This window comes from Flavobacterium rarum (SeqCode) (genome assembly GCF_965234445.1).
Taxonomy (GTDB): Bacteria; Bacteroidota; Bacteroidia; order Flavobacteriales; family Flavobacteriaceae; genus Flavobacterium; species Flavobacterium rarum.
Map to the genome: position 1 here is coordinate 165,330 of NZ_OZ248506.1, position 13,753 is coordinate 179,082.

Genomic DNA, 13,753 nt, shown 5'->3' on the forward strand with positions numbered 1-13,753 from the left:
TTTTAAAGTGGTAAAAATAATCAAACATAATGAAAGTGAACTGTAAGCGTTAAATTTTAATTAATTAAAATGGGGATCCTTTTTTTAATTTGTTAATTTGTTCAAAAATTTTTTTAAAATGATATTACGGTTGTTCTTATTTGCATTGGTGCTTTTTCTTATAGAGATATATGCTTATCAAGCAATTAAAACTTTATTGAAAGTAAAATGGATACTTGTAACTTATTCAGTTGTTAGTGTCTTTTTGTTGCTTTTTATTCTTTATTCTTTTACACAATATGATCGATCTGTTGGGCAAACTAAGCAAACTATGTTTACAATGGGGTTGTTGCTTTTGGTGTATGTCCCTAAAATTATTGTGTTTATAGTGCTTTTGGGCGAAGACGTGTTTCGAATAGTAGCAGGATCATTAAATTATTTTAATGATTATAGTAATAATTCAGAGTTTTTACCCTCAAGAAGAAAATTCGTCAGTCAAGTGGGTTTAGGACTTGCTGCAATTCCTTTTTTATCTTTGATTTACGGAATATTCGAAGGGAAATACAATTATAAAGTCATTAAACAAGCCATATATTTTCCAGATTTACCAGATGCTTTTGATGGATTTACGATCACTCAGATTTCTGATGTGCACAGTGGTAGTTTTGACAATCCTGAAAAAATAAGCTATGCTATTGATTTAGTAAATGAACAAAATTCGGATTTGATATTGTTTACTGGTGATATAGTCAATACTCATGCTAAGGAAATGCATCCTTGGATTGAGACTTTTAATAGAATTAAGAAACCTAAATATGGTAAATATTCTGTATTAGGTAATCACGACTATGGAGAATATATTGCTTGGCCTACACAAATAGATAAAGAGGAAAATTTCGATGCTATTAAAAATTTATATGGTCAAATTGGTTTTACATTATTGTTGAATGAACATACTTTTATTGAAAAAGGAAATGATAAAATCGCTTTAGTTGGTGTTGAAAATTGGGGAAAAAATTTCAAGCAAGCTGGTGATTTAAAGAAGGCAGCGCAACATTTGTCTAAAGATGATTTCAAGATTTTAATGAGTCACGATCCGAGTCATTGGGATGAAGTGATTCAACATGACGAAAATCATTTTCATTTAACTTTGTCAGGACATACACATGGTATGCAATTTGGGATTGAGATACCAGGCTATTTTAAATGGAGTTTGGCGCAATATGTATACAAACAATGGGCTGGTCTTTATGAAAATTTAGGCAGATATGTTTATGTAAATAGAGGTTTTGGCTTTCATGCTTATCCAGGGAGGGTCGGTATAATGCCTGAGATTACAGTAATTCAACTAATAAAGGGTAAAAAATTAGCATAGTTAGTTTAAAATGTTAAATTTGCAAGATAATATCTCTTTTCGAAAGTAATAGAAATTAAACATTTTGGTTTTATGTCAAAATTTGGAGAACTTATAAATACACAAGTTCCTGTGTTAATAGATTTTTACACAGAGTGGAACGAATCTTCGGTATCAATGCATCCAGTTATAAAAGATGTAGCAGCGGCACTCGGTGACAAAGTTAAAGTCATCAAGATTGATGTGGACAAAAATCAAGAACTTGCTGATGCTTTACGTATAAAAGGCTTGCCCACTTTAATGATTTATAAAGAGGGATTGATGATTTGGAGACAATCAGGAGAATTGGATGCCAATACTTTAATCGGAATAGTTCAAGATCAAATGTAAATTTGATATTCTTTGTTGTGCTAATGAATAGTTTCAAATTTAAATCCTCTTTCTTTTAAAATCTGTAAAGCTCTTGGAAGTGTATACTCAAGGTTTTTGTATGCTTTTATACTGTCGTGAAAAACTATTATACTTCCCGATTTTACATTTTGTATGACATTACCTAAACATTTTTCGGGTGTAATATCAAGATCAAAATCCGCACTCAAAACATCCCACATGATTATTTTATAGCCTAATTGTCGTAATTTTTCGGATTGCGACTTATTTATTTTCCCATACGGAGGCCTGAATAGCATAGATTTATGACTTAAGATATCGGATTTAAGATTTTTGATTTCCGAATGGCATAATTCAATATTACTTAAGTATTCTTCGTTAGGTATTTTCCACCCATTTAAATGATTGTAAGTATGATTTCCAATGGAGTGACCTTCGCTTATAATTCTAAAAAAAACATCTTTGTGATTGCTTATGTTTTTTCCAATACAAAAAAAAGTAGCTTTTGCTTGGTACGTTTTTAATTGATTCAATACCCATTCGGTTATTTCCGGAGTTGGACCATCGTCAAAGGTGAGGAAGATTTTGTTTTCCGTGTTTGGAATGTCCCAAATATAATTGAAAAATATTTTTTTTATGATACTTTTCGTCTTTATCCAATAGAATTTCATGGTTCTGTATTGTAATTAAATTGAATTTAATTATAAACAAAAAATGCAGTGCCTTATTAATGGTACTACATTTTTTGTATTGATATTTAATTCTTAAAGCTATTCTTTTTTGCGACCAAAACGAGCGAATATTTCAATATAAGTGTTAAATGTTTTTTTGCTTTTATTATAAAATTCAGTATCGCTACTTTCTTTCATTACAGTCAATAAACTTCTGTAACGTTCCAGATCAGTTATGATTTCAATACTTACGCCAGATTGTTCAGATGGAGTCAATTTGGCATAATAATTAAGATTGTCCTTGTATTTGGTCATTAGTTTTTCCAGTAAATCATGTGCTTTTGCTTTTTCGCCAACATCATAATATCCTTTCGCAAATGGTTCTACCAAAGAATAGTAGCCAAATTTGTCCAGAGGCATTTTTGTCATTGCCAATTCGATGATGTTTTTTGCCTTATCTATTTTTCCTTCAGCAATCAATTGATTCATTAATCGCGAAAGATTCATTCTGTAGGTTAGACTTTCTCTTCTGGTTTCTGGATCATGATATATTTTGTCACTTTCGCTATTTCCCCAGTCCCATTTCATTACTTTGGCATACATATTTTCACTATCAATTCGTCCCATATCCATTTGTCCACCATCTTTAGAGAAAGTTGTTTTTAATGGAACTAATTTATATACCATTCCTTCCAGTTGAAGATAATCTTTCATCCATAAATAATCTTCTGGATCAAAAGCTCCACCACTAAAATAGATAGGTCTTTTCCAATTGTTATTGGCAACGATATCCAACATCATTAATCTGTTTTTGTAGATAGCGCTTCCTTTTATATCTATGTCAATATAAGGGACAATTGAATCGCTGAGTTTTTGGTCTACTACTTTGTTTTTAAGTATTGTTGCTTTGTCAACAGGAATTCTAATTTTACTTGTAGGAAAAAAATGAATGGTTTGTCCATTTTGCATTTCTACAGTTGATTTTGGGTTTTTAATGAATTTAATAATAGCTTTTATATCCCAGCGGCTTTCTGTTTTTGGGATATGTGCTACATAATCCAATTTGTCACCAACATATTCATCATGTGTGAAGGAAATTGGCAATCCTTCTGATTGATAGGCTTTTCTTTTCATTTGGTCAATGTACCAGTCTGTCATAAATAAACTGGTGTTGACGATTTTGATATCAGTACGAATGCCTTCTATTTCTTGTGCGTACCAAAGAGGGAAAGTATCATTGTCTCCAATAGTGAATAAGATGGCATTAGGATCACAGGATTCCAAATAGGCTTTTGCCATTGCCGTTGCTGTATATTTTCCAGAACGATCATGATCGTCCCAGTTTTGATAGGCCATTAGAATTGGAGCTGCCAATAATGATCCAGCTATAAGTAGAGGTCCAGCAATTTTGGGTGCAAGATAGTTTCGTGCACTTTCGTATAATGCATATACTCCAAAACCAATCCAAATTGCGAAAACATAAAAAGAACCAACTAAGGCGTAGTCTCTTTCCCGTGGCTCAAAAGGTCTTTCGTTTAGGTATATTTTCAATGCAATTCCAAGGAAAAGGAATAGTGCAAATAAAACATAAAAACTTTTGCGATCTTTTGATGCGTGGTACATGATTCCTATTAGTCCAAGTAAAAATGGTAAAAAGAAATATGCATTTCGTCCTTTGTTATTCAATACATCAGCCGGTAAATTGTCTTGTGAACCTAGATGTAAACTGTCGATAAAAGAAATTCCGCTTATCCAGTTTCCATCTAGATAATCATATCTTCCTTGTTCATCATTTTGTCTTCCAACAAAATTCCACATTAAATACCTCCAATACATATATCCAAATTGATATTCGAACATAAAACTGAAATTGTCTGCAGTAGTTGGTTTTTCTATAATTAAATAGTCTCCATAATGTTTTAAAAACGAAACATAACCTTCATTGTCAATTTGTTTTTGTGCATAGGCTTGCCTAAATTCTGCAATAGTTTTTTCAGTTTCATTTTTTAACTGAGCTATAGCTTTATTATAATCTTCCTCACTTAATTGACTTGGATCCAACCCGTATTTTGCTAAATCGTCTTCATATGGATAATCTGGGTTCATTCGGAATGCTGGAGGATTTGTAAAATTCATGTAATTTTCTACATGTTCTGTACTCCACATTCTAGGTAAAATTGTTTTTTGATTGTCGTCACTATTTTGCTCCGCTTTTATATAATTATTTACAATTACATATTTACCAGTTTTATAATCTCTTTCATAATTGGGCGCTTTGTCCAAATAAGGATTGTTGGCGTCCAATCCTGCAAATGTTTCAGTATATTGAGGTCCGTAAAATAATGGATTTACTCCGTATTGTTCTCTATTGTAATAAGCAAGTACTTCGGCTGCATCTGATGGTCTGTTTTCGTTTATAACAGTGTCAGAATTAGCACGAATTGGTAGCATTAACCAAGTAGAAAAGCCAATTAGGATGAATAGAACGCATAAAATTATTGTATTGTACTGTACATATCCTTTGCTGTGCGTGTATTTTAATCCAAAATAAAAGAATGCTATAAAAAGCAAGGCTACAAAAATGGTTCCTGAGTTGAAAGGCAAACCCATTGAATTCACCATAAACACTTCTGTTTTTCCGAAGAAAGCCATTGTAAGTGGTAGTAATAGTTTAAATATAAAAAGTAAAACAGAAACAACTACAACATTTGCAATTAAAAAGTTTTTGACTGTAACAACCTTGTAATTTTTAAAGAAATATAAAAATCCTATAGCAGGAATTGTTAGCAAAGCCATGAAGTGCACTCCAAAAGATAGTCCAACTACCAAAGATATTAGGAGTAACCATTTGTCTCCTCTAGCAGTATTCATTTCTTGTTCCCAGCGTAAGCCAAGCCATAAAAGTAATGAAATTAATAAAGTGGCCATGGCGTATACTTCGGCTTCTACTGCATTAAACCAGAAACTGTCTGAAAAAGTATAAGCTAATGCTCCAACAAATGAGCTTCCAAGAATAACGATTGAATTGTCTTGGTTAATCTCAGAGTATTGAGATATTAATTTTTTTAAGATCATCGACGATGACCAAAACATAAAGAGAATTGTGAATGCACTTGAAAATACAGAAGTCATATTTACCATCAACGCAATGTGTTCTTTGTCTATAGCAAACATTGCGAAAAATGCTCCAATCATTTGGAATAAAGGAGCTCCAGGAGGATGTCCTACTTCAAGTTTGGCAGCTGTGGCGATATACTCACCACAATCCCAAAAACTCATTGTGGGTTCAACTGTAAGTGTATAAGTTATTAAAGCGATTGAAAATGCAAGCCAACCTGTAATCGTATTCCATTTGTTAAAATTGAATGATGTCATATAGCAGTATACTGTTTTTTGTGTTTAATTTTTGTGATACAAAGAAAATGTTTTTTTTTTTAATGTTGAGTTGCATTATTGTAATTTTATACAAAATAATCATTTTTCTGAAACCTTTGTAAGTCAAATGTTTAATGCTGATATTTTTTTGAATTCATTTTTTTTTCGTTTTTTTTTAAATAAAAACTCAAAAAAAGTTTGCACAGCTTGGAATTTGTTTTAAATTTGCACTCGCTTAGCAGAAATGTTAGCAAGTTTGCTGGTCTATGGTGTAATGGTAACACAACTGTTTTTGGTGCAGTCTTTCAAGGTTCGAGTCCTTGTAGACCAACAGAAAACCTCTTCAAATGAAGAGGTTTTTTTATGGGCTATAGTTAAATATGGTTTAAATAAACAAAGCCTTTCAATTTTCTTGAAAGGCTTTGTTTGTGTTTGAATATTTAAATTCTAAAAGTCAATACCGGTTTCTTAGCGTGGTTTACTAAATCTTCAGAGATGCTTCCGGTGAAGAAATGGTTTAGTGCTGTTCTTCCATGTGTGCAAAATGCAATTAAGTCGGCATTTTTGTCGTTGGAGTAATTAATTATTCCTTTTTCTATGTTGCTTTCGTTGTAGATTTCAAAAGTGTACTCTGGCATATCAAAATCAGCAAGAAACTCAGTTATTGCATTTTGAGCAGCAGATGTGCTTTTGAAGCTATTTGGTGTGCAAATAAGTACCAAGCTTAGTTTTGATTCAAATAATTTTGTAAATTCAAGTACTTTGGCAAAAGGTTTTTTAATTTCTTTTGAAAAGTCAGAAGCAAAAACTATGTTTTTAATATTGAAATTTTCATTTTTACTTTTAATAACTAAAACAGGTATTTCAGACAATCGAACTACTTTTTCTGTATTGGAACCAATAAAAATTTCGTCAATTCCCGAAGCACCGTGTGAACCCATAACAATTAAATCAATACTGTTTTGTTTGATGTAATTGTTTATGCCATTGTAAGCGCCGTCAAGACGAACTACCTCTGTAATATTTATTTCTGTTAAATAAGGGCGATTTTTTATGCTTTTTAGTTTTTCTTCTGCTTTACGTTTAAATAGCATTACTTCAGGGATGCTGGTTTCGCCTTTTATGGCGTCATTCATTTGTCCTGGTAATTCGAGCATGTGGATTAGTACAATCTCATAACCGTGTTTTTTTGCAATTTGAGCACCAACTTCAATTGCTTCGTCTGCATATTTTGTAAAATCAGTTGGGATTAAGATTCTTTTCATGATAGATTGGGTTTAATTTGTCAGATAAACTGGATTTATATTATACTTTAAAGATATAAATTTTTTTAATAGTAATCAATTTTTTTGATTTATAAAAAAACACTATATTTGCACCGTTATTTATTAAAACTTAAATAATGAGGGGACTAATGTCCCCTCTTTTTATAAAGATATGACATTCAAAGAAAAAGTAATTACAGTATTAGAAGAAGCTCTTCTAGAAAAGCCATCGGTTTTTTTAATAGACCTTACCATAACGGATGCTTTTAAAGTTATTGTCGGTATTGATGGTGATAATGGAGTGGTTCTGCAAGATTGCATAGATATTAGTCGAGCAATTGAAAATAACTTGGATAGAGAAGAACAGGATTTTTCTTTGGAAGTTGCTTCAGTAGGAGTAGGGTCCCCATTGAAATTAGTTAGGCAATACAAGAAAAACATCGGTAGGACGTTAATTGTTAAGACAATCACTGAAAAAATTGAAGCTGAATTAGTTGAAGCTAATGAACTTTTTATAATTTTGTCTTGGCAAGCAAGAGAACCCAAAAAAATAGGTAAAGGAAAAGAAACTGTTCAAAAAGAACTTAAAATTCCTTACTCAGATATTAAAGAAGCAATTGTTACAGTAACATTTTAATTAAAGAATTCGCATGGAAAATTTAGCATTAATCGATTCATTCTCAGAGTTTAAAGATGACAAACTCATTGATCGTGTAACGCTTATGGCAATTTTGGAAGATGTATTTAGAAATGCATTGAAAAAAAAATACGGTTCAGATGATAATTTCGATATTATTATAAATCCTGACAAAGGAGATATGGAGATTTGGAGAAGAAGAGTAATCGTTGCTGACGAGGATTTGGATTTTGAAAATGAAGAGATAACGCTTACTGAAGCAAGAAAAATTGAAGCGGATTTTGAAATTGGTGAAGAAGTTTCTGAAGAGGTAAAATTAATAGATTTGGGTAGAAGAGCTATTTTAGCTTTAAGACAAAATTTAATTTCTAAAATACATGAACACGATAATACCAATCTTTACAAGCAGTTTAAAGATATTATCGGTGATATATATACTGCCGAAGTGCATCACGTGCGTCCAAGGGTAGTAATTTTGGTTGATGACGAAGGAAATGAAATCATTTTACCAAAAGAAAAGCAAATACCTTCTGATTTTTTCCGTAAAGGTGATAATGTTAGGGGTATAATCGAAAGTGTTGAGCTTAAAGGTAATAAGCCTCAAATTATAATGTCTAGAACTTCGGATAAGTTCTTGGAAAAATTATTTGAACAAGAAATTCCAGAAGTTTTTGACGGTTTGATTATGGTCAAAAATGTTGTTCGAATTCCTGGTGAAAAAGCCAAAGTAGCTGTGGATTCTTATGACGACCGTATTGATCCAGTAGGGGCTTGTGTAGGTATGAAAGGATCTCGTATTCACGGAATAGTTCGTGAATTAGGAAATGAAAATATAGATGTAATCAATTATACTAGTAATATTCAATTATATATCACTAGAGCATTGAGTCCTGCCAAAGTTTCATCCATTAAAATTAATGAAGAAACCAAAAGAGCCGAAGTGTTTTTGAAATTGGAAGAGGTTTCTAAAGCAATTGGAAGAGGTGGACATAATATTAGATTAGCAGGTCAGCTAACAGGTTACGAATTAGACGTAATCCGTGAAGGTGATATTGCAGGATCAACTTCAGATGATGACGATGTTGAATTAACAGAATTTTCAGATGAAATTGAAGATTGGGTAATTGAAGAATTTGCAAAAATTGGTTTGGATACTGCAAAAAGTATTTTAAAACAAGATGTAGACGATTTGGTTAGAAGAACTGACTTAGAAGAGGAAACAATTCTAGATGTAATTAGAATATTAAAGGAAGAATTCGATAGTTAGATCGTTCTTTCTTTAAAAACAAACTGCCACTTTATTTTTTTCTTATTCTATTATGTATTGGATAAGAGTTTTAAAGTGAGGAATAACAAAAAAGGTAATAATAAAAGATTTTATGTCTGAAGAGAGAATTATTAGAATAAACAAGGTTTTAAGGGAATTAAATATTTCGTTAGAAAGAGCTGTGGATTATCTAAAAGATAAGGGGATTGCTATTGAAGCAAATCCAAACGCAAAAATTTCTGATCAGGAATTTAATATCCTACAAAGTCAGTTTGCAGGCGACAAGGGGAATAAAGAGGCTTCTAAAGAAGTAGGAGAAGAGAAAAAGAAAGAGAAAGAAGCTTTGCGTGTTGAACGAGAAAAAGAGATTGATGATAAACGTAAACTAGATGAAGAGCGTTTAAAACAACAAGAAGTTATTAAAGCCAGAGCAGTTTTGTCTGGTCCAGTTCAAGTAGGTAAGATTGATCTTAATCCAAAAAAACCTACTGTAACACCAACTCCAATTGTTGCTGAAAAAATGGCCTCTCCAAAAGAAGAAATTCTTATTGAAAAACCAGTTCATAAAGAAGCTGTTAAAACAGAAGTACCAGTTGAAAAGCCTATTGTGAAAGAGGTAGTTGCCGAAAAGGTAATAGAAGAAAAACCAATTTCAGAAGTGAAAGAGGTAAGACACATTCCAGGTATAAAGGACATTAAAAAAGTAGAGAAAGTAGAAGTTGTTGAAACTAAAAAAACAGATGTAGTAGCTGATGAAGCTCCTGTTGAAGAGTCAATTACAACTCAATACCAAAAGCTTTCTGGAGCAACTTTAACTGGTCAAGTTATTGATTTGTCTCAATTCAATAAGCCAAAAAAGAAAAAAGAAGAGCCTAAAATTACTCCGAACAAACCAGGTGCGCCAGGTGCAGTAGGTGCTAATAATGCCAATAAAAATAAACGCAAAAGAATTGCTCCAAAGCCAGGTGCGCCTAGACCGCCTGCTACTCCTGGAGTTCCTGGAGCACCAAACCCTAATAAAATCACTCCAAATACTGGAGGCGGTGGTTTTAATGCCAATAGAAGTGCTAGACCTGGTTTTGTAAAAGGAAATAGACCTGCTATTGTAGCCAAAGTTGAACCTACAGAAGAGGAAGTTAAAAACCAAATCCGTGAAACTTTGGAAAAACTTCAAGGTAAAGGAGGTAAATCTAAAGCGGCAAAATACAGAAGAGATAAAAGAGATACACACCGTCAGAAATCTGATGATGAACAAAGAGCAATTGATGAAGGAAGTAAAACGATAAAAGTTACTGAATTTGTTACTGTTGGTGAAATTGCGATTATGATGGATGTGCCAATTACTAAAGTGATTGGAACGTGTATGTCACTTGGAATAATGGTGACTCAAAATCAACGTTTAGATGCGGAAACATTAACTATTGTAGCCGATGAGTTTGGATACGAAGTTGAATTTATTACGGTTGATATCGAAGAAGCTATTCAAGTAGTAGAAGATAAAGAAGAAGATTTAGTATTCAGAGCGCCTATTGTTACTGTAATGGGTCACGTCGATCACGGTAAAACCTCTTTACTGGATTATATTCGTAAAGAAAATGTTATCGCTGGTGAATCTGGAGGAATTACACAACATATTGGTGCCTATGGTGTAACTTTAGACAACGGTCAAAAAATTGCATTTTTAGATACGCCTGGTCACGAAGCGTTTACCGCTATGAGAGCACGTGGAGCGCAAGTTACCGATATTGCAATTATTGTTATAGCGGCTGATGATGATATCATGCCACAAACTAAAGAGGCTATTTCTCATGCACAAGCTGCTGGAGTTCCAATTATCTTTGCAATCAACAAAATTGATAAGCCAAATGCTAATCCTGAAAAAGTAAAAGAAAGATTAGCGGGTATGAACTTATTAGTAGAAGATTGGGGTGGAAAAATTCAATCTCATGATATCTCTGCAAAAGTCGGTACAGGTGTAAAAGAATTATTGGAAAAAGTATTATTAGAAGCGGAATTATTAGATCTAAAATCGAATCCAAACAAAGCCGCTCAAGGTACTGTAGTTGAAGCTTTCTTGGATAAAGGAAAAGGATACGTTTCTACCATATTAGTTCAACATGGAACGCTGAAAATTGGTGATTACATGTTGGCTGGAAAACACCATGGAAAAATTAAAGCCATGCATGATGAGAGAGGTAATATTGTTACTGTTGCAGGTCCTTCGACTCCAGTTTCTGTTTTAGGTCTTGATGGTGCTGCTACTGCGGGTGATAAGTTCAATATTTTTCAAGACGAAAAAGAAGCGAAACAAATTGCTGCTAAACGTTCTCAATTGATGCGTGAACAATCTGTTCGTACGCAACGTCATATTACATTGGATGAAATTGGACGTAGAATTGCATTGGGTCAGTTTAAAGAATTGAACATTATCCTTAAAGGGGATGTGGATGGTTCTGTTGAAGCCTTGTCTGATTCGTTCTCTAAATTATCTACTGAAGAAATTCAAATTAATATTATCCATAAAGGAGTTGGGGCTATTACAGAAACCGATGTTATGCTTGCTTCTGCTTCGGATGCGATAATTATTGGATTTAATGTTCGTCCAGCTGGAAATGCTCGACAATTGGCTGATAAAGAAGAAATCGATATTCGTTACTACTCTATTATCTATGCTGCTATTGATGACTTGAAAGATGCAATGGAAGGAATGTTAGCTCCAGAGATGAAAGAAGAAATCTTAGGAACTGCTGAAATTAGAGAAATTTTCAAAATATCTAAAGTGGGTTCTATTGCCGGAAGTATGGTTATGGATGGTAAAATTGTTAAAAATGCTAAAATGAGAATTATTAGAGACGGTGTTGTTGTCTTTACTGGTGAACTTCTAGCCTTGAAACGATTCAAAGATGATGTTAAGGATGTAGCTAAAGGTTACGATTGTGGTATTCAAGTTAAAGGATATAATGATATCGAAGAAAGAGATGTTATTGAATCATATCATGAAGTTGCAATCAAAAAGAAATTGAAATAAAATTTCATTTATTTATATTTAAAAATCCCAATTCGTTGGGATTTTTTTATTTTAGCATAAATAAGTTTTACTATGATTAGATTGTTTTTATTTTCCTGTATGTTGTTATCTTTTGTTTCTTATGCTCAAAATGAAACTCAATATTTTGTTTCTTTAGAAAATAGTTCTAATAATAAAATTGAATCTGATTTTTTTATTGAAAAAGTGTACGATGGAAGACAAATAAAGAGTAATATAGGATCTGCCCAAAAATCTATTTTTAATAAAAAAGTTTTAGCAGTTGTAGAAAAACCATTGTCTTTAGAACTTCAAAAGTATTTTGATATTTGTTTTCCAAAAGAAGCTGGTAAAAAAGCTTTGTCTATTAGAGTAAACGAATTTTATGTTTCTGAACATACAGACTCCAAAACAGAAACTGGTTGTGCAACTGTTGTTTTTGACTTTATAGAAAGAGCAGAAGGTATTGATTATATTATAGGTTCTTATTCCTCTTTTATTAAAAGCGATGGTATTGATGTTACAAGTGGTCATGAGCAAAGATTAATTCAAGCTATAAATGAATGTATTGTAGCTTATCTAAATTCTAATGTAAGATCCGATTCAAAGATTGTTTTTAATTCTAATCAAAAATTAGATGATAGTTCTATTCCAATTTATAAAGCAGGTGTTTATCTAAACTATATAGATGTTTTTAATGGTACTTGTCTTGACATGGAAAATTTTACTGTCACAAAATATCAAGATAAATATTGTCTTTTGAATAATAAGTCTGGTAAAGTAGAAAATGCGTTTTATGGTTTTAATGATGGAAAAAGTTTTTACATTAATTTGTTTCGTTATTCCAATGTTAAGGTCTATGCAAAAACAGAGGTGATGGGAGTGTATTATTTTATTGACGAAGTGCAATCAAATAGTATCGATTATACAGAACTTAGGGATGCGTTTTTTGGTCTAAGTGCATTGTATTTATTTCCTGACACTACTGAGTCAAAGTTGCCATTATTAATAGATAGATTTACAGGTTCTCCTATTTTTTTAACTAATAGTTTTATGGTTAATTTACTTTCGCCTAATTCCAATTTATTAAAAGAATATAGAAGGACAAGTCGTTCTTCAGAGGATAAAAAAAGATTGTACAAAAAATATTTTGGATTAAATTAAAATTTTCAATAGTTTAATTTAATCTTATACTTTTAAAACCAAATAAATGACTTCAAAAAGGATTGGAATTCTTGGAGCAATGCCTGAAGAGATAAGCGGAGTAGTGACATTGCTTAAAAACAAGGAAAAGGTTGTTAAGGGAATGCGTACTTATTATATAGGTACAATAAATGAAATTGATGTTGTTGTAGTTTTTTCTCGTTGGGGGAAAGTAGCATCTGCAACTACCGTAACACATCTAATTGTTGAATTTGGTATTACTCAACTTATTTTCACAGGTGTTGCTGGGGGTATTAGTCCAGAAGTTTCTATTGGAGACATTGTTGTCGCAAGCAGTTTGGTTCAACATGATTTGGATGCACGTCCAATTATGAAAAGGTTTGAGATACCATTATTGGGTGAAACTATACTTTATCCGGCTCACGTAAAAAATATGGGGAGAAGTCTTAAATTTGAATAAAAAACAAATGGATTTTTCAATATTTTCTTCCTTTTTACCTGAGGGATTATTATCTCATTTTGACATTGTTGATTTCAAAGAATTAGGGGATTTACAAACAAAAAAAGATTGTTTTTATATTTATTTAGACGAAAAAAATATTCTTCCAAAAGAATATAATTCTAAT

The 13,753-nt window shown here is 32.2% G+C and carries 10 protein-coding genes and 1 tRNA gene; 8 read left to right on the top strand and 3 right to left on the bottom strand.

All coding sequences use genetic code 11. The features are described from left to right. Positions 1–118 precede the first annotated feature (118 nt). Together AC8GF4_RS17625 and AC8GF4_RS17630 are read left to right on the top strand one after the other, a co-directional pair. Entirely contained in the window at positions 119–1,354 is a 1,236-nt protein-coding gene (locus tag AC8GF4_RS17625) for a metallophosphoesterase (protein WP_506596603.1), read from the top strand. A gap of 72 nt (positions 1,355–1,426) precedes the next feature. Next, complete coding sequence (locus AC8GF4_RS17630) at positions 1,427–1,723, top strand: thioredoxin family protein (protein ID WP_506596605.1); 297 nt, start codon at positions 1,427–1,429, stop codon at positions 1,721–1,723. A gap of 20 nt (positions 1,724–1,743) precedes the next feature. On the opposite strand, the gene AC8GF4_RS17635 is transcribed toward AC8GF4_RS17630, so the two are convergent. After that, positions 1,744–2,394, bottom strand: a complete 651-nt coding sequence (locus tag AC8GF4_RS17635) for a polysaccharide deacetylase family protein (protein ID WP_506596607.1) — start codon at positions 2,392–2,394, stop codon at positions 1,744–1,746. A 99-nt stretch (positions 2,395–2,493) separates the two neighbouring features. After that, a complete protein-coding gene (locus tag AC8GF4_RS17640) occupies positions 2,494–5,769 on the bottom strand; it encodes a glycosyltransferase family 117 protein (RefSeq protein WP_506596609.1) in 3,276 nt (1,091 codons plus the stop codon). A 260-nt stretch (positions 5,770–6,029) separates the two neighbouring features. On the opposite strand from AC8GF4_RS17640, the gene AC8GF4_RS17645 reads away from it, so the two are divergent. Next, positions 6,030–6,100 (top strand) — tRNA-Gln (locus tag AC8GF4_RS17645). A gap of 109 nt (positions 6,101–6,209) precedes the next feature. Here the strand turns inward: AC8GF4_RS17645 and AC8GF4_RS17650 are convergent. After that, positions 6,210–7,034 carry a universal stress protein gene (locus tag AC8GF4_RS17650; RefSeq protein ID WP_506596610.1) on the bottom strand — a complete coding sequence of 275 codons (825 nt, stop codon included), beginning with the start codon at positions 7,032–7,034 and terminating at the stop codon, positions 6,210–6,212. A 172-nt stretch (positions 7,035–7,206) separates the two neighbouring features. On the opposite strand from AC8GF4_RS17650, the gene rimP reads away from it, so the two are divergent. The 5 genes from rimP to AC8GF4_RS17675 all read left to right on the top strand — a co-directional run bounded on the left by rimP (position 7,207) and on the right by AC8GF4_RS17675 (position 13,587). Next, positions 7,207–7,671 (top strand): ribosome assembly cofactor RimP, encoded by a 465-nt coding sequence (gene rimP / locus AC8GF4_RS17655; RefSeq protein WP_506596612.1) that lies wholly within the window; start codon positions 7,207–7,209, stop codon positions 7,669–7,671. Positions 7,672–7,684: 13 nt separating this feature from the next. Then, entirely contained in the window at positions 7,685–8,938 is a 1,254-nt protein-coding gene (gene nusA, locus AC8GF4_RS17660; RefSeq protein WP_506596614.1) for a transcription termination factor NusA, read from the top strand. Between the two features lie 112 nt (positions 8,939–9,050). After that, entirely contained in the window at positions 9,051–11,966 is a 2,916-nt protein-coding gene (gene infB / locus AC8GF4_RS17665) for a translation initiation factor IF-2 (RefSeq protein WP_506596616.1), read from the top strand. Between the two features lie 72 nt (positions 11,967–12,038). Beyond that, a complete protein-coding gene (locus AC8GF4_RS17670) occupies positions 12,039–13,127 on the top strand; it encodes a DUF6563 family protein (RefSeq protein WP_506596618.1) in 1,089 nt (362 codons plus the stop codon). Between the two features lie 46 nt (positions 13,128–13,173). Beyond that, complete coding sequence (locus AC8GF4_RS17675) at positions 13,174–13,587, top strand: phosphorylase family protein (RefSeq protein WP_506596620.1); 414 nt, start codon at positions 13,174–13,176, stop codon at positions 13,585–13,587. Positions 13,588–13,753 lie beyond the last annotated feature (166 nt).

Excerpts from the sequence above, each read along its gene's own strand:
- AC8GF4_RS17630 (WP_506596605.1), top strand. The coding sequence starts at position 1,427 with ATGTCAAAATTTGGAGAACTTATAAATACACAAGTTCCTGTGTTAATA.
- infB (WP_506596616.1), top strand. The coding sequence starts at position 9,051 with ATGTCTGAAGAGAGAATTATTAGAATAAACAAGGTTTTAAGGGAATTA.
- AC8GF4_RS17670 (WP_506596618.1), top strand. The coding sequence starts at position 12,039 with ATGATTAGATTGTTTTTATTTTCCTGTATGTTGTTATCTTTTGTTTCT.
- AC8GF4_RS17625 (WP_506596603.1), top strand. The coding sequence starts at position 119 with ATGATATTACGGTTGTTCTTATTTGCATTGGTGCTTTTTCTTATAGAG.
- AC8GF4_RS17635 (WP_506596607.1), bottom strand. The coding sequence starts at position 2,394 with ATGAAATTCTATTGGATAAAGACGAAAAGTATCATAAAAAAAATATTT.
- rimP (WP_506596612.1), top strand. The coding sequence starts at position 7,207 with ATGACATTCAAAGAAAAAGTAATTACAGTATTAGAAGAAGCTCTTCTA.
- AC8GF4_RS17650 (WP_506596610.1), bottom strand. The coding sequence starts at position 7,034 with ATGAAAAGAATCTTAATCCCAACTGATTTTACAAAATATGCAGACGAA.
- AC8GF4_RS17675 (WP_506596620.1), top strand. The coding sequence starts at position 13,174 with ATGACTTCAAAAAGGATTGGAATTCTTGGAGCAATGCCTGAAGAGATA.
- AC8GF4_RS17640 (WP_506596609.1), bottom strand. The coding sequence starts at position 5,769 with ATGACATCATTCAATTTTAACAAATGGAATACGATTACAGGTTGGCTT.
- nusA (WP_506596614.1), top strand. The coding sequence starts at position 7,685 with ATGGAAAATTTAGCATTAATCGATTCATTCTCAGAGTTTAAAGATGAC.